Genomic DNA, 15,582 nt, shown 5'->3' with positions numbered 1-15,582 from the left:
GACCGCCGCCTCGCCGCGGTCCTCGCACTGCCGCTGGCCCTGGCGCTGGCCGGCTGCGCGAACCCGGAAAACGGAGGAGACGTGTCCGCGTCCGAACCCCCCGCCGGTCCCGGCGTACCCACCGGACCCGTCGGCGCCACGCCGCAGCCCTCGTCCCCGACCGCACCGCGCACGACCGCGCCGACGCCGACCGCACCGGCCCCGGCCGCCTCCACCGGCCGGCCCCCGCTCTCCGCGACCGATCTGCCGACGCTCCGGCCGCCGACCGGTCCACCACGGCAGCCCACCGACCAACGCAAGCCGAACGTCCTCGCCGGCCGGCTCAGCCACGGCGGGAGCGGCCCCTGCTACACGCTGGTCACCGACGACGGCCAGGAACACGCCCTGTACGGCCCGGACCAGGGCAGCTGGCCCACCGGCACCTGGGTCCGGGTCACCGTGGGCCCGCCGCCGGCGGGTGTGGAGTGCGGACCGGGACGGCTGGTCGGCCTGCTGCGCATCGAACGCGTGGGCTGACCCGCTCGACGCCCTGTCCCGGAGAATCCCCTGATCCTGGGCACCTACGGGGCCGGCGGGCGACCGGCGGCCCTAGGCTGTGCCCCATGACCGACCAGCGCGGCGGGTTCGCCGACGAATCCTGCGTCCTGCCCGAAGGGCCGTGGACGCACCGGTTCGTCGGCGCCAACGGCAGCCGGTTCCACGTCGTCGAGGCGGGCACCGGCCCGATGGTGCTCTTCCTGCACGGCTTCCCGGAATACTGGTACGCCTGGCACGAGATGCTGCCGGCGGTCGCCGACGCCGGCTTCCGCGCGGTCGCCGTCGACCTGCGCGGTTACGGCGCGAGCGACAAGCCACCCCGGGGGTACGACGGCTACACGCTCGCCGCCGACGTGGCCGGCCTGATCCGCGCGCTCGGTGAGCGGTCCGCCACCGTGGTCGGCACCGGCGCGGGCGGCCTCATCGGCTGGACCGCCGCCTCGTTCCACCCCACGCTGGTCCGCCGGCTCGTGGTGCTCGGCGCACCGCACCCGCTGCGGCTGCGGGCCGCCATCGTCGCCGACCCGCGCGGCCAGTTCGCATCCGCCACGGCCACGCTGAAGTTCCAGCTCCCCCGCTACGAGCACGTACTGACCCGGGACGGCGCCGCCGAGGTGGCGGAGATGCTGCGCCGCTGGGGCGGGCCGGCGTGGGTCGACGGCCCGGACTTCGACGACTACGCCCGGTGCTGCCGGGTGGCGATGCAGATCCCGCAGGCCGCGTTCTGCGCCCTGGAGGGCTACCGCTGGGCGTTCCGGTCGGTGCTGCGGCTGCACGGCTACCGGTTCGTCAAGCTGATGCAGAAGCCGCTGGTCACCCCGACCCTGCAACTGCACGGCGCGCTGGACCGGGCCTCGCTCCCCCGCACGGCGCAGGGCTCCGGCCGGTACGTCAGCGCCCCGTACGAGTGGCGGCTGCTCGACGGGGTGGGCCACTTCCCGCACGTGGAGGCGCGGGACGTGGTGCTCGGCGAGATCCTGCGGTGGGCGAAGTCCTGACTCAGACCCGCTGCTCGCCCAGCCCGGCCACCTCGGTCGCGGGCGCCCAGCCCTGGTAGACGCCGAAGTCGAACGCCTCCAGCCCCATCGCCTCCGCCACCGGCCAGCGCCCACCGGTGTACTCCACCCGCAGCCAGCCCTCGTGCTCGGCCAGCACGATGAACGGCTGCCCCTGCCAGGTGCAGGTGGTCCGCACGTACGCCAGGTCGTCGACCTCGGCCGCCGGCACCACCCGGACGTACCGGCCGGGGCGCGCCTCCGTGAAGCCCTCGTCGGGTTCGGGCTGGTAGAGCCGCACGTCGTCACCGTCCGGGCTGGCCTGGTACTCCCGGCCGCGCCACCGGGCCACGTAACCGTCGCGGCTCACGCCCCGTCCGCCTTCCGCCACAGCAACGCGTCGGTGTCCAGCACCGCGACCAGCCGGGCATCGCCGTCGGCGGCGACCCGCCACAGCTCGGCGCCGTGCGGCAGCCGGGCACTGTCCACCTTGAACTCGGCGATCACGTCGCTGCTCTCGCCCGGCGCGAAGCCGTTGCCCCGGAACGGGTACCGCTCGATGACCCAGCCCTCCATCGCCCGCATCGCGGCCTCGTTCTGCCCGCCGTACGGGATCCGGTAGAGGCTCGGCCGGTAGGCCGGCCAGCGCAGCAGGTACAGCTCCTCGGCGTCCCGGGAGAACGGGGACCCGGGATGGCCGAGACCGAGCGCGTCGAACAGCTCCGCCGGCGTACGCAGGTGGGCCAGCTCGCCGGCCCGGTGCACGAAGCCGGACACCCGGTCGTAGCCACGCTCCAGGTAGTAGGCGAGCTGGCTCGCCGCGATGGCCTTCTGCATGACCACCGGCCGGGTCGGCTTCGCCGCCGGTGCGTCCGGCCGCGGCTCGGCCGTGGGCGCCGGTCCGGTGGCGGGCGGCTCGGGCTCGGTCTCCGGGTCGTCGCCGAGCCCCACCTCGGCGGCCCAGTTGGCAAGCGCCAGGACCTGCTCCCCCGGGTACGCCGCGCCGACCGGCGTGTCCGGGTTGACCCGGAACGACCAGGCCACGTCCGGCCACTGACGGATGAGCTGGACGAACTTGACCCGTACCGTGTCGACCGGCCCTCCGGCGTGATCGGCGAGCCGCTCCGGCGAGGTGTAGACCACCACGTACCGCACCCCGTCGACCGTCTCGGTACGCCAGGAGAAACCCGGATCGCCGGGCCGGCTGCCCGCCGCCGAGTCGAACGCGACCGGCAACATCACCCGGGCCAGCAGCAGCGTGGTGAGAAAGCCGTCGGTGTTACCGCTGGCGGCGGCCGCCAGCAGCTCCTCCTCCACCTCGTTCGCCGGCACGAAGTCCGGCTCCACGGCCGGGCGACCGGTGCCGTCGGTCACCGGCTCGACGCGCGGCTCCTCGGCGGTGACGTACGGGATCGTCTCCGTCTCCAGCCCCGTCTCCGACGACGGGGACGGCTCCTCGGACGGCGACACCGCGAAGAGCGACGTGGTCGGCTCATCCGCCGCCGGCCGGCTGGCCGGCGCGAAGAGTGACGTGGTGGCCTCGTCCGCCGCCGGCGCGAAGAGCGACGTGGTCGGCTCATCCGCCGCCGGCCGGCTGGCCGGCGCGAAGAGTGACGTGGTGGCCTCGTCCGCCGCCGGCGCGAAGAGTGACGTGGTCGCCTCGTCCGCCACCGACGAGAACAATGAGGTGGTCGGCTCGTCCGCCGCCGGGCGGCTGACCGGCGCGAACAACGACGTGGTCGGCTCGTCCGAGGTTGCCGGCGCGAACAGGGACACCGTCGGCTCGGCTGCGCCCGGCACGGACGGCGACGTGGTCACCTCGTCCCCGGCCGGCGCGAACAACGACGTGGTCACCTCGTCCGAGGTTGCCGGCGCGGGCAGGGACACCGTCGGCTCCGCCGCGACCGGCGCGAACAGGGACGTCGTCGGCTCGTCCGGGACCGGGCTGGACAGGGACGTCGTCGGCTCTTCCGTGACCGGCGTGGACAGGGACACCGTCGGTTCGGCCGGGGCGGGCGCGGCCGGGGAGGACAACGGCTCGAACAGCGACCTGGTGGGTTCCCCGGCGGAGGACGTCACCGGGGTGCCCGGCTCGTCCGACGGCGACGCCGATGCTGGCGACGTGGGCTGAGACGGCGAAGACGAAGGCGTCGGCGAAGGCGTGAACAGCGGTGTGGTCGGCTCGAACAACGACACCGTCGGCTCGTCCGGGTGCCTGGCCGGCCGGGCGAGCGACACCGTCGGCTCGTCCGGTCCGGTCGGCAGCGGTGCCGCGTCCGCCGGGACGGACGCCTCGGCCGCCGGTCGGAGCGGATCGAACACCGAGCTGGTCGGCTCGCTGGCCGGGGACGGGAACGGCTCGGCGGCGGCCGGCGAGAGCGGTGCCGTCGTCGTCTCCCACGCCGACCCGACCCGGTCCGAGCGCGACCCGGTGGCGAACGGCTCGGTGGGGGCCGATGAACCGGCGTCGAACGAGTCGGTGGCCGACGGCTGGGTGGCAAACGGCTCGCTGGCCGATGAGCCGGCGTCGAACGGCTCGGTGGCCGATGACCCGACGTCGAACGGCTCGGCGGCCATCGGTCCCGTGGCGAACGACCCGGTGGAGAACGGCGCGGTCGACTTCGGCCCGCCAAGGGACGGCGCGGCAACAGACGGCTCGGTGACAAACGGCTCGGTGACAAACGGCTCGGCGACAAACGCCTCGGCAACGGACGACTCGGAGACAAACGGCTCGGAGACAGACAGCCCGGCGACAGACGGCTCGGTGACGAATGGTTCGGGCGCCCTGCGGTCGTCAGTCCACGCGGGCTCGTCGACGTCGACGGCCGGCGACCCGGCCGGCTCGGCGGCGTCCACCCGGGAGAGGACGGGGCCGGTGGCGGCGTACCCCTCGGAAGCTGGCCCGGTCGCCGCGGGTGCGGTCAGGTCACGAGCCTCGATGACGGTGCCCTCGATGACGATCGGCGTGAAGTCCCGGCGCGGCGCGGGCGGAGCGGACACCGGCTCGGCCATCGACGGTGGCAGCGCCTCGGCTTCCGCCGGATCGTCGAGCGGGGTCCAGCCCGGCGCGTCGCGGTCGGTACGCGTTCCGGCCCACCGGTCGGGAGCGGGCGGGCCGGAGTGCCGGCGGGGCAGTGTCCGAGGCGTGTCCTCGGGCGGCCGGGCCGGCCGGAACGGCGCTGTCGGTTCGGCCGGCGTCGGCGCGGGCTCGTCCGCTCCCACCCGGAACGGTCGGGTCTGGTCCTCACGCACCGGCTCGTTCAGCGGCCGGCGCCGAGGGAACGGTTGGCCGCCGGCGAACCGGGAGGGCGGCGTCGCCCGCTCGCCGGATCGCCTGGGGGTGTCCAGCGGCGAGGGCCGCCGGGTCGCGCGGCCCGAGGTGGGCTCGAAGAAGGAACGGGCCGGCGGTGGGGCCGGCGGCGTCGGCGGCTCGTCCGGCGTCGCACGGCCGGCCGCGAACGGGTCCGGCTCGTCGGGACGGCGACGCAGGTCGGTGAGCCAGCCGTCGAGCGCGTCCGGGTCGGCCCCGTCGCCCGCCCCGGCGCGGCCGTGGTCACCGGACGCCGGGCGGCGGTGCGGCGCCGTCGGGGCGCGGCGGCCGAGGAGGGGAACGGATCGCATGGGTACGGTGGCGGGCTCCTCGACCTCCGCCACCCGCCCGCCACGGCCCGACGGGGCCGGGGGTGTCGCGGCGGCCGGAACCGGAACGGACGGCGCCTCGCGGGCGGGTTCCGGGACAGCGAAGCGGCCGGATTCGGCGCCGACGTCGCGCACCGAACCGGGGACGCCGTCACGCACCGGCCCGGGAACGCTGTCACGCGCCGGCCCCAGGACGCCGTCGCGGGCGGCCCGGGCGGCGCTCTCCACCCGCTCCAGACGGGCTCGGGCGCCCATGGTCCGGCCGGGCAGCCGGACGTCGCCCCGGGCGAGCTGGGCGACGTACCAGGCGGGCAGGTAGCCCTCGATCGGCAGGCCCGGGTTCACCGCCAGCCACCACTCCTGGTTGGGCCAGGCGGCGGCCAGGTCCGGGTACGCGACGAGACGCGTGGCGCCGGCGTTCTCGCCCAGGCTGGCGCGCAGCGCGGCGACCGACGTGAACGCCAGCACGTGCGTGCGGCCCTCGGAGGTCCAGGTGCCCCACCCCGCGGTCGGGCCGCCGGCGATCGGCAGCACCAGATCGACATGGGTCAGCACGCGGAAGTATTGCTGCTGGTCCTGCGCTCGTAGCGCGTCCCGCATCGCCACCTCGGCCTCGGTGGCCGGCTCCCATCCGGTCACGGGCCACCTCTCCTTCCGCGCACAGGCCACAGGCATCGCCTACAACCTACAAGGTGGTAACAAGATCACAATGCCTGGCCATCGACGGTCGGCCGTGGCGTCGGCGAGGCGCTAACATCCCGTTCCGGAGTCGACACGTTACGGAGGTCGTCGATGCCCCGGCCCCTCGCGCGCTCCACCGCGGTCGCGCTGGCGACCCTCCTCGTCTCCGGTCTGCCGGCGGCCCCGGCGGCAGCGGCCCGCGCGCCGTCCGGCTGCGCCACGCCGCCCGCGCCGGCCCGCCCGGTGGCCGAGCAGCCGTGGCCCCAGCAACGGTACGCGCCGGAGCGGCTGGCCCCGCTCGCGACCGGCGCGGGCGTGGTGGTGGCGGTGGTCGACTCGGGGGTGGACCGGTCCCATCCGCAGCTCGCCGGTCGGGTGCTGGCCGGCGCCGACTTCCTCGACCCGGGCGGGGACGGCACCCGCGACTGCGCCGGGCACGGCACCGGCGTGGCGAGCATCATCGCCGCCACGCCACGGCCGGGTGTCGCGTTCCGGGGCCTCGCGCCGGGCGCGCGCATCCTGCCGGTACGCGTCAGTGAACAGCAGGTGGTCGACGGGCGGGAGTCGGGGCGTACGGTCGACGCGGCCGACTTCGCCCGGGCCGTCCGCTGGGCCGTGGACCACGACGCCGACGTGCTCAACCTCTCGGTCGTGCTGTACGCGGACGACCCGGCGGTGCGCGCCGCGGTCGCCTACGCGGTGCGGCGGGACGTGGTGGTGGTGGCCGCCGCCGGCAACCTGCACGACAGCGGTGACCCCCGCCCCTTTCCGGCCGCGTACGACGGGGTGCTCGGCGTCGGCGCGATCGGGCGGGACGGGACGCGTGCCGCGTTCTCCCAGACCGGCCCGTACGTCGACCTGGTCGCCCCGGGCAGCGAGGTGCTGATGGCGGCGCCCCGGCAGGGCCATCGCCGGGCGGAGGGCACCAGTTACGCCACGCCGTTCGTCGCCGGCACCGCCGCGTTACTGCGGCAGTATCGCCCCGGGCTGCACGCGACCGAGGTCGCCGGGCGGATCGTGGCCGGCACCGACCCGGCACCGGGGCGGGGCGAGGGCTACGGCGCCGGGGTGCTCAACCCGTACCGCGCGGTGACCGAGTCGCCCGGCGGGGCGGACGTCCGGCCCGGGCGTGCGGTCGCGCTCCCGGCGGACCGCCCGGACCCGGCCACGCTCGCCCGCCAGTCCCGCCGGGCCACGGCCCGGGACCGGGCGCTCCTGGTGGCCGGCGTGACGGGTGGCGCGGCGGCGCTCGTGGCGCTGCTGGCCGTGGTGCTACCCCGGGGAGCCCGCCGACGCTGGCACCCCGCCAACCCCACCTGACCCCCCCACACCCGCCCCCGCGCGCCCGATCTTGCAGTTGGTGCCCGGACGAAACGGGCAAGACGCCTGAGCCGAGGGCCGAAAGTGCAAGATCGCGGAAGCGGGGTGGGGGCCGGGGAGGGCCGGGAGGGTGGGGGCGGCCCGGGTGACGGGCACCCGGGCCGTACCCGCCGGTCTCAGTGGAACAGGTTGGTGTTGCGCTTCTCGGTGTCGAGGTAGTCGGCCGCGGAGTCCTCCACCGCGAGCTTGATGTCGCGCAGCATCGCCTGCATGTCCTGCGAGGCGGCCCGCCAGCGGGACTGCCGCTGCTCGTACGCCTCGCGCGCCTCACCGTTCCAGCTCGCCACCAGCGGTGCCGCGTCCCGTTCGAGCTGCCCGAGCTGGCTCTCCAGGGTGGTCAGCGCCCGTTGGATGTCGGCGCCGGCCTGTTGCAGGGCGGCGAAGTTGACGACCAGCACACCGTGCTCCATGGGTTCGATCCTTCCGATGGTCTAGAGCGGCAGCTGGATGCCGCGGTTGGTGCCGGCCACCCGGCCGGCGGCCTCGGTGTCGGAGACGTCGTACTGGCGGCCGGCGGTGCGGATCGCGGTGGCGGTTTCGCGCAGGGCCCGTTGCAGGGCCGCCTGATCCTGCGCCCACTGCTGCTTGACCTGCGCGAACGAGCGCCCGCCGGCGCCTCGCCACGCTTGTTGCAGCACCTCCAGCTCGGCCATCAGGCCGCTGAGCATGGTCTGCAGCGACTGGTCGACGTGCTCGAACTTCGCGGCGGTCTGCTGCATCACCGCGGCTTCTGCCTGGGTCTGGGACATCCCGGACGTCACCTCGTCTCCTCGGTCGTGGCTGGCCACCCGGGGTGACCACCGTGGACTCGTCGGCGCGGCGCTCGCGGCCGCCGGAAGGGGGAGGGAGACGGCGGGCGCACGCGCAACGATTTTCGTCGCTGACGGTAGCGGTCCCAGTCCGGTTCTGCTACCCCCGGGGCCTCCCCTGTGGACAACGACGCCACTACGATGTGCCACGGCGGCGTCACCCGGCGGCCCGACGAGGAGGTGCGGTGACCGCGAGCACGACGGAGCGGCCCGCGCCCGCGCCGCCTCCACTTCCACAGTGGAGGCTCCGGCGGCTCCGCGCCGGACAGATCGTGACCACGCAGGTCGCGGCCGCCGTCCTGCTGGCCGCCCTGGGGCGGGGCGTCGCGCCGACCGCCGTGGCGTTGTGCTGCGCGGCACTGCTGGTGCCCGCCGCGTGGGTCCGGTTCCGGGGCCGTTGGCTGCACGAGTGGCTCACCGTCGGCGCGGCGTACCTGAGCCGTCGCCGCGCCCTGCCGGCGGCCACCGATCCCTCGGCGCTGCTGGGCCTGGTCGGGCCGGGCACGGTGGTGCACGCCGCGGAGTTGGCCGGCGGTCCGGCCGCCGTGCTGCACGACGCCGCCGGGCTGACCGCGCTGCTGGAGCTCGGCGATCCGGACGACCTGATCGGCGACCGCCCGCAGGCGCTCCCGGCTCCGCCCGACCTGCTCCCGCCCGCCGGCCCGGAGAGCCCTCCGGTCCGGCTCCAGCTGGTCTTCTCGGCCTCGCCGGCCCCCGTGCCGCCCGTCGCGTCCGGGCCGGTCGGGACGTCCTACCGCCAGCTCACCGACGGCCGGCTGGCCGGGCGTGCGCGGGTGGTGCTGGCCGTGCGGGTGCTGCGGGCCGACGGCTGGTCGGACGAGGAACTGCTGCGGGCGCTCTCCGGGACGGTCCGGCGGATCGTCCGCCGGCTCGGTTCGCTCGACGGCCGGCCGCTCGGCGCGCCGGCCGCCCTGCGGGTGATCGACGAGCTGGCCCATCACGAGACCGGCGCCCCGGCCCGGGAGACCTGGCCGCTGCTCACCGTGGGTGGGCTGACACAAGCCACCTGGCGGCTGCGTCGCTGGCCGGATCCACGGGGCGAGGCCGCCCGGGGGCTGGTGCCCCGGCTGCTGGCCGTACCGGCCACCGCCACCACTGTCGCGCTCTGCGTCGGCCCCCGCGCCGACGCCCCGCCGGCCCGGGCCGAGCTGACCGTCCGGGTGGCCGCCGGGAGCGCGGCGGAGTTGGCGGTCGCCGAACGGGCGCTCCGTCGGGCGGCCGGGGACGCGGGAGCGGAACTGCACCGCCTCGACGGCGAGCACCTCACCGGGTTGGCCGCCACCCTGCCGCTGGCGGCGACCGGCGGCGGGGCGCCTCCGGCCGGGTCGCCGCCGGCCGCGCCGGACCTGCCGGTCGGTGGGTCCGGCCTGATGGTGGGCGCCAACCGGCGCGGCGGCCCGCTGACCGTCCGCCTGTTCCGTCCGGCGACGACCCGGGTGCTGCTGGTCGGCGGGGTGCCCGCCGCGCAGTTGCTGGTGCTGCGGGCGTTGGCGCTCGGTGCCCGGGTGGCGGTGCAGACCACCAGGCCGCGCGCCTGGGAGGCGTTCGCGCGCGGGGTCGGCGGGCCCGGCGACGGGGTGCCGCTGCTCCCGCCGGGGCGGCCGGTCGGCGGCGCGCCCGGCTCGCCGCTGCGGCCGCTGCTGCTGGTGGTCGACGCCGGCCCGGTGCCGCCGGAGGTCGGTCCGGCGGCGGCCTGGCAGTCGGTGCTGGTGGTTCGCGACGAGCTGACCCCGGCGGACGCCCCGGCGCTGGCCCGCGCCGACCTGGCCGTTCTCCAGCCGCTCGACCCGGCCGAGGCCGAACTGGCCGGCACCGCGCTGGGGCTCGGCGGTTCCGCCGGCTGGCTCACCCGGATCCGCGACGACATGGTGGCGGTGGTCAACCGGCGGGCGCTGCGGTGGGCGCTGCTGTCGCCGACCCCTGTCGAGTCGCGGTTGGTCGGTCGTCCGGTCCGCCGCTGAGGCGTACGCGCTTCCGCCGGTGGGAGCGGCGTGGCACGATCCCGGCCATGGATTTCCTGAAGGGTCTTCTGATCCGGGTGGCGTCGACGGCGGTGGCGTTCTGGCTCGCCACGTTGCTCATCCCGGGCATCACGCTCGACTCCGGGTCCGTCACCGAGACGGTGGCGACGCTGCTGCTCGTCGCGGTGATCTTCGGCGTGGTCAACGCGGTGCTCCAGCCGATCATCAAGACCGTGGGGTGCGGCTTCTACCTGCTCACCCTCGGGCTGATCGCACTGGTGGTGAACGGCCTGCTGTTCCTGCTCACGAGCTGGATCGCCGGGGAGGCCGGCCTGCCCTTCCACGTGGACGGGTTCTGGCCGGCGGCGGTGCTCGGCGCGCTCCTCGTCGGCATCGTCACCTGGATCCTGGGCGCGGTCCTCGACCGCGACTGAGACGTCTTCGCCACCCGCCCGGCACTCCGTCCGGGCGGGCAGGCCAGTGCGCGGAAATTGGCTGGCGAGCGGCCCCCGGAGCGGCACTAGCCTCGGCCGGGTGTTCACCCTGACGCGCGCCGACGGCTACCAGCTCAGCACCGACCCCGACCGGCTCGACCTGGGCCGCGTGCACACCTGGCTCGCCACGGACGCGTACTGGGCGCGGGGGCGGGAGCGGGAGACGGTCGAGCGTGCCTTCGCCGGCTCGATCGGCTTCGGCGTCTACCGTCCCGGGGACGGCCGGCAGGTCGCGGTCGGCCGGGTGGTGACCGACCGGGCCACGTTCGCCTGGCTGTGCGACGTCTACGTCGACCGGGCCGAGCGGGGCCGCGGGCTGGGCACCTGGCTGACCGCGGGCGTCCGCGACCACGTTGCCGAGCTGGGCGTACGCCGGATCGTGCTGGCCACCATGGACGCGCACGGCGTGTACGGGAAGCTCGGCTTCCAGCCCGTGGCGGCGGACCGGTACATGGAGCTGGACGAGCGGTGACGCCTGTCACCGGAAAGGACCAACAGCCGGCTTCACCACTTACGGTGGAGCCGTGAACCAGCTCCGCCTCGGCTATCTGTACGGCATCGGCGCGTACCTGCTCTGGGGTTTCTTCCCGATCTACCTGAAACTGCTCCGGCCGGCCGGGCCGGTGGAGATCCTCGCGCACCGGATCATCTGGTCGGTGGTGTTCGTGGCGCTGCTGCTGGCCGCCATGCGCCACGTCGACTTCCTGCGGGCGCTGGCCCGGCGACCCCGCGCGCTGGCCGGGATCGCGTTCGCCGCCGCGCTGATCGCGGTGAACTGGGGCACCTACATCTACGGCGTGAACTCCGACCGGGTGGTGGAGACCGCGCTCGGCTACTTCATCAACCCGCTGGTGTCGGTGCTGCTCGGCGTGCTGGTGCTGCGGGAACGGCTGCGCCCGGCGCAGTGGGCGGCGCTCGGCGTCGGCGCGCTCGCGGTGGCGGTGCTCACCGTCGACTACGGCCGGCTGCCCTGGCTGGCGCTCACGCTCGCGTTCAGCTTCGCCGGGTACGGCCTGGTCAAGAAGCAGCTCGGCCTGCCCGCCGCCGAGGGGCTCTTCGTCGAGTCGGCGGTGCTGGCGCTGCCCGCCCTGGCGTACCTGGGCTGGCTCGCCACGCGCGGCGACTCGACGTTCGGGCACGTCTCCGCCGGGCACACCGCGCTGCTGGTGCTGGCCGGCGCCGCCACCGCGATCCCGCTGCTGTTCTTCGCCGGCGCGGCCAACCGGCTGCCGCTGTCCACGATCGGCATGTTGCAGTACCTGGCCCCGATCCTCCAGCTCGGCTGCGGCGTGCTGCTCTTCCACGAGCCGATGCCGCCGGCCCGCCTGGCCGGCTTCGCCCTGGTCTGGCTCGCCCTCGTCGTCTTCACCGTCGACGCCCTGAACCACACCCGCCAGACCCGCCGCACCCGCACCCCACTCCCCGCCGGGGGCGGGGGCGAGGTGGACTGTCAGCGGAGGTCGTAGGCGAGGATGGGGGTGTCGGTGCCGCGGAGGAGTTCCAGGCGGACCAGGTCACCCCGGGTGAAGCGGGTGACACCGGAGAAACGCAGGTCGTCGCCGGGCGCGGCGAGCCAGGACCCGATCTGCTCGGTCGCGCCGTCCGGGCCGTGCGCCACCAGCCGGAACGTGTACGCCTCGCGGTGCCCGGCCCGCCTGTCGTAGCCGCAGTGCATGGTGACCTCGGTGCCCCACGGCGTCTCGGTCAGCCCCACCTCGGCGTGCACCGGCGCGGTTCCGGCGACCGGCCGCATCGAGGTGAGCGCCACCGGCCGGGGAGCCGACTCGGCCGGCGGCCGGATCAGCGTCACGCCCACGCCGGCCAGCACCGCGAGCGCGGCGGCGGCGAACGCGGTCGACGCGTACCGTCGTCGGGCGCGCGACCGGTCGCGGCGCTTGCGCGCCCGCGCGGCGTCGAGCAGCGCGGGCAGCCGTGAGGTCTCCGGGCCGACCTCCAGGAACTGCTCCAACCCGGCCGGATCGAGCCGACCCAGCAGGCCGGGCAGCACGGCGATCTCGGCCACCGCCTCCCGGCACTGCGCGCACCCGCCCAGGTGCCGCTCGTAGGCGGCGCGGTCGGCCGGGGCGAGGGCACCCAGCACGTACGCGCCGTCGTCGTGCGCGAACTCGCAGCGGGTCATCCGGTCACCCCCATCTCGGCCAGCGCCAACCGTAGTGAGCGCAGCGCGTAGTGGGTGCGCGACTTCACCGTGCCCGGCGGTACGCCCAGCCGGGCAGCCGCCTCCGCCACCGACCGGCCCTGGTAGAAGCATTCGACGAGCACCTCGCGGTGGGTCGGGCTGAGGCGGTTGAGCGCCTCGGCCACCGTCCACGCCTCCACCGCGCGCTCCGTCTCGTCGACCGTCTCCGCGGTTTCCGGCAGCTCGTCGGTGTAGACCTCGCCGACCCGGGCGGAGCGGCGACGCCAGGCGTCGATGGCCAGGTTCCGGGCGGTGGTGAAGAGCCAGGCGCGGACCGAGCCACGCCGTGGGTCCAGCGACTCCGGGTGCCGCCAGGCCCGCAGCAGCGTCTCCTGCACCAGGTCCTCGGCGCGCGGCCGGTCGCCGTTGACCAGTCGCAGGGCGTGCGCGAACAGCGCGTCGGCGTGCTCGTCGTGCAGCGCGCGCAGCAGTTGGGCGTCGTGGTCGCTGATGGCGGTACCTCGCTTCCGGCGGCGGGGAGACCGGCGATGCGTTCGCCCGTCCGGGCGGTTGCGTTCGTTCTTCCATACGTGCCGGGCCGCCGAACGGTTCAGCCGCAGGTCACGCCGGAGCTGTTCACGTCCGGTTCATGTTCGGGCCGACGCGCGCTCACCGCGTGCTGGCACCGTCCGGCAGGTACGCGTCCGGGTCGACCGCCCGGCACGCCGTCCGACGTCCGACGTCCGACCAGGAGGCTCCACCCCATGAGCGAACGTCCTCGCCTGCTTCCGCTGCTGGGTGGCACCCGCCACGGCAGCCGCGACGCGATGACCTGTCTGTACCGGTGCGGCAACGCCTGCGACCACCCGGTGCCCAACTCCTCCGACAACCCGTACTTCGGCGACCTGGTCGACGCCGAGGTCTCCCGCCGCGGCGTGGTCCGGGCCGGTGCGGTCGGTACGCTGGTGCTCGGCTTCGGCGGCGCCGCCGCGGGCGCGCTCGCCGGCGCGGCGCCGGCCGCCGCCGCGCCCGCCACCCCGACCGCCCCGGGCACGGACGAGGCCGTCGCCGCGTCCGCCCGCCCGGGCAGCGGCGCGCTGTCGTTCAAGCCGATCCCGCCGAACAAGCTCGACACGCTCGTGGTGCCGAACGGGTACGACCACGCCGTCGTCATCAAGTGGGGCGACGAGGTGGTCCCCGGCGCGCCCGCGTTCGACGTGCGTCAGCAGAGCGCCGCCGCCCAGGCCAAGCAGTTCGGCTACAACAACGACTTCGTCGGCGTGCTGCCGATCGACCGCAGGCGCGCGCTGCTCGTGGTCAACCACGAGTACACCAACGAGGACCTGATGTTCCCCGGCTTCACCGGCCAGGACGCGCTGACCGTGGAGCAGGTGCGGGTGGCGATGGCCGCGCACGGCATGTCCGTGGTGGAGCTGGAGCGGGTCACGGACACCGGCCAGTGGCGGCCGGTACGCCGGGGCCGGCGCGAGTACAACCGTCGGGTCACGGCGCTGGCCACGAAGTTCGAGCTGACCGGCCCGGCCGCCGGCTCGGCGTGGCTGCGGACCGCCGCCGACCCGAAGGGCCGCACGGTCGTCGGCACGCTGAACAACTGCGCCGGCGGCGTCACGCCGTGGGGCACCGTGCTCTCCGGCGAGGAGAACTTCAACCAGTACTTCGTCGGCGGCGACGGCGCGCCGGAGGAGCTGAAGCCGAAGCTGGCCCGCTACGGCATCCCGACCGACGTGCGCTACCCGAGCGGCAGCCGCAAGTGGGACCGGGCAGACGAGCGGTTCGACCTGGCGAAGCACCCGAACGAGGCGCACCGGTTCGGCTGGGTCGTCGAGATCGACCCGTTCGACCCGCAGGCCCGGCCGCGCAAGCACACCGCGCTGGGCCGGGTGAAGCACGAGGGCGCGAACGTCATCGTGGCCCGCAGCGGGCACGTGGTCGCGTACATGGGCGACGACGAGCGTTTCGACTACCTCTACAAGTTCGTGTCGGACAAGAAGTTCCTGCCGGGCAACTCCTGGGTGGCCCGCAAGCACAACCTGACGCTGCTGGAGTCGGGCACGCTCTACGTGGCCGCGCTGACCGGCGACAGCCCGGCCGGGGAGATCGACGGCAGCGGCACGCTCCCCGCCGACGGCGGCTTCGGCGGCCAAGGGCGGTGGATCAAGCTGGTCAGCGGCAACCGCTCGTACGTCGACGGGATGACCGCCGCCGACGTGCTCACGTTCACCCGGCTGGCCGGTGACAAGGTCGGCGCGACCAAGATGGACCGTCCCGAGGACGTCGAGCCGAGCCTGCTCACCGGCAAGGTCTACGTGGCGTTGACCAACAACAGCGACCGGGGCAAGGCCGGCAAGGCGCCGGCCGACGAGGCGAACCCGCGTAACGCCAACAAGCACGGGCAGATCCTGGAGCTGGTCGAGGAGCGCGGCGACAACACCGCCGAGACGTTCACCTGGTCGCTGCCGATCGTCTGCGGTGACCCGGCCGACGCCTCGACGTACTTCGCCGGGTACGACAAGACGAAGGTGTCGCCGATCTCCTGCCCGGACAACGTCGCGTTCGACGCCACCGGGAACCTCTGGATCTCGACCGACGGCAACGCGTTGGGCAGCAACGACGGCCTGTTCGCCACCGCCGTCGAGGGCCCGGAGCGGGGCCACCTGAAGCAGTTCCTCACCGTGCCGCTCGGCGCGGAGACCTGCGGCCCGTTCATCACCCGGGACAACCGGTCGGTGTTCGTGGCCGTGCAGCACCCGGGTGAGATCTCCGGCGCGTCCGTGGAGAACCCGGCCTCCACCTGGCCGGACGGTGACTTCGCCAAGCCCGGCGTGGTGGTCACCTGGCGCCTCGACGGCGGCCCGGTCGGCAGCTGAGCCAACCTCGGGGCGGTCCGGCGCTGGACCGCCCGCT

Annotated in this window: 14 protein-coding genes; 8 read left to right on the top strand and 6 right to left on the bottom strand. The window is 75.1% G+C overall.

Annotated features, from left to right (window positions below):
- Positions 1 to 81 precede the first annotated feature (81 nt).
- Both AB0B02_RS27240 and AB0B02_RS27235 read left to right on the top strand, forming a co-directional pair.
- Positions 82 to 516: a hypothetical protein gene (locus AB0B02_RS27240; protein WP_357304934.1), complete on the top strand. Its 435-nt coding sequence runs from the start codon at positions 82 to 84 to the stop codon at positions 514 to 516.
- Between the two features lie 86 nt (positions 517 to 602).
- Complete coding sequence (locus AB0B02_RS27235) at positions 603 to 1,535, top strand: alpha/beta hydrolase (RefSeq protein ID WP_357304931.1); 933 nt, start codon at positions 603 to 605, stop codon at positions 1,533 to 1,535.
- 1 nt (position 1,536) lies between these two features.
- On the opposite strand, the gene AB0B02_RS27230 is transcribed toward AB0B02_RS27235, so the two are convergent.
- Both AB0B02_RS27230 and AB0B02_RS27225 read right to left on the bottom strand, forming a co-directional pair.
- A complete protein-coding gene (locus AB0B02_RS27230; RefSeq protein ID WP_281943568.1) occupies positions 1,537 to 1,902 on the bottom strand; it encodes a hypothetical protein in 366 nt (121 codons plus the stop codon).
- The gene (locus tag AB0B02_RS27225) at positions 1,899 to 5,810 is read right to left on the bottom strand and encodes an SseB family protein (RefSeq protein WP_357304927.1); all 3,912 of its coding nucleotides are present in this window, start codon (positions 5,808 to 5,810) and stop codon (positions 1,899 to 1,901) included. The genes AB0B02_RS27230 and AB0B02_RS27225 overlap by 4 nt, the downstream gene beginning before the upstream one ends.
- 153 nt (positions 5,811 to 5,963) lie before the next feature.
- Here AB0B02_RS27225 and mycP point away from each other — a divergent pair, with 153 nt between their 5' ends.
- Positions 5,964 to 7,172, top strand: a complete 1,209-nt coding sequence (gene mycP / locus AB0B02_RS27220; RefSeq protein ID WP_357304924.1) for a type VII secretion-associated serine protease mycosin — start codon at positions 5,964 to 5,966, stop codon at positions 7,170 to 7,172.
- Positions 7,173 to 7,348: 176 nt separating this feature from the next.
- Here mycP and AB0B02_RS27215 read toward each other — a convergent pair whose 3' ends face one another.
- Both AB0B02_RS27215 and AB0B02_RS27210 read right to left on the bottom strand, forming a co-directional pair.
- A complete protein-coding gene (locus tag AB0B02_RS27215) occupies positions 7,349 to 7,642 on the bottom strand; it encodes a WXG100 family type VII secretion target (RefSeq protein ID WP_281943574.1) in 294 nt (97 codons plus the stop codon).
- 21 nt (positions 7,643 to 7,663) lie between these two features.
- A complete protein-coding gene (locus AB0B02_RS27210) occupies positions 7,664 to 7,981 on the bottom strand; it encodes a WXG100 family type VII secretion target (RefSeq protein WP_281943575.1) in 318 nt (105 codons plus the stop codon).
- A 203-nt stretch (positions 7,982 to 8,184) separates the two neighbouring features.
- Between AB0B02_RS27210 and eccE the strand changes: the two genes are divergently transcribed.
- The 4 genes from eccE (at position 8,185) to rarD (ending at position 11,983) form a co-directional block, all read left to right on the top strand.
- Positions 8,185 to 10,023: a type VII secretion protein EccE gene (eccE, locus tag AB0B02_RS27205; RefSeq protein WP_357304921.1), complete on the top strand. Its 1,839-nt coding sequence runs from the start codon at positions 8,185 to 8,187 to the stop codon at positions 10,021 to 10,023.
- Positions 10,024 to 10,070: 47 nt separating this feature from the next.
- Complete coding sequence (locus tag AB0B02_RS27200) at positions 10,071 to 10,457, top strand: phage holin family protein (RefSeq protein ID WP_281943579.1); 387 nt, start codon at positions 10,071 to 10,073, stop codon at positions 10,455 to 10,457.
- A 100-nt stretch (positions 10,458 to 10,557) separates the two neighbouring features.
- Positions 10,558 to 10,989: a GNAT family N-acetyltransferase gene (locus tag AB0B02_RS27195; RefSeq protein ID WP_281943581.1), complete on the top strand. Its 432-nt coding sequence runs from the start codon at positions 10,558 to 10,560 to the stop codon at positions 10,987 to 10,989.
- A gap of 52 nt (positions 10,990 to 11,041) precedes the next feature.
- Positions 11,042 to 11,983, top strand: coding sequence for an EamA family transporter RarD (gene rarD / locus AB0B02_RS27190; protein WP_281943583.1), 942 nt, complete (start codon positions 11,042 to 11,044; stop codon positions 11,981 to 11,983).
- On the opposite strand, the gene AB0B02_RS27185 is transcribed toward rarD, so the two are convergent.
- A complete protein-coding gene (locus AB0B02_RS27185) occupies positions 11,968 to 12,657 on the bottom strand; it encodes a zf-HC2 domain-containing protein (RefSeq protein ID WP_357304917.1) in 690 nt (229 codons plus the stop codon). The genes rarD and AB0B02_RS27185 overlap by 16 nt on opposite strands.
- Positions 12,654 to 13,169 carry a sigma-70 family RNA polymerase sigma factor gene (locus tag AB0B02_RS27180; protein WP_107154686.1) on the bottom strand — a complete coding sequence of 172 codons (516 nt, stop codon included), beginning with the start codon at positions 13,167 to 13,169 and terminating at the stop codon, positions 12,654 to 12,656. The genes AB0B02_RS27185 and AB0B02_RS27180 overlap by 4 nt, the downstream gene beginning before the upstream one ends.
- Positions 13,170 to 13,421: 252 nt before the next feature.
- Here AB0B02_RS27180 and AB0B02_RS27175 point away from each other — a divergent pair, with 252 nt between their 5' ends.
- A complete protein-coding gene (locus AB0B02_RS27175) occupies positions 13,422 to 15,545 on the top strand; it encodes a PhoX family phosphatase (RefSeq protein WP_357304914.1) in 2,124 nt (707 codons plus the stop codon).
- Positions 15,546 to 15,582: the final 37 nt, after the last annotated feature.

The sequence above is a fragment of the Micromonospora sp. NPDC049240 genome (assembly GCF_040647835.1).
GTDB lineage: Bacteria > Actinomycetota > Actinomycetes > Mycobacteriales > Micromonosporaceae > Micromonospora.
The sequence above is the reverse complement of the archived record's forward strand: the minus strand, read 5'-3'. Positions and strand labels throughout refer to the sequence as shown.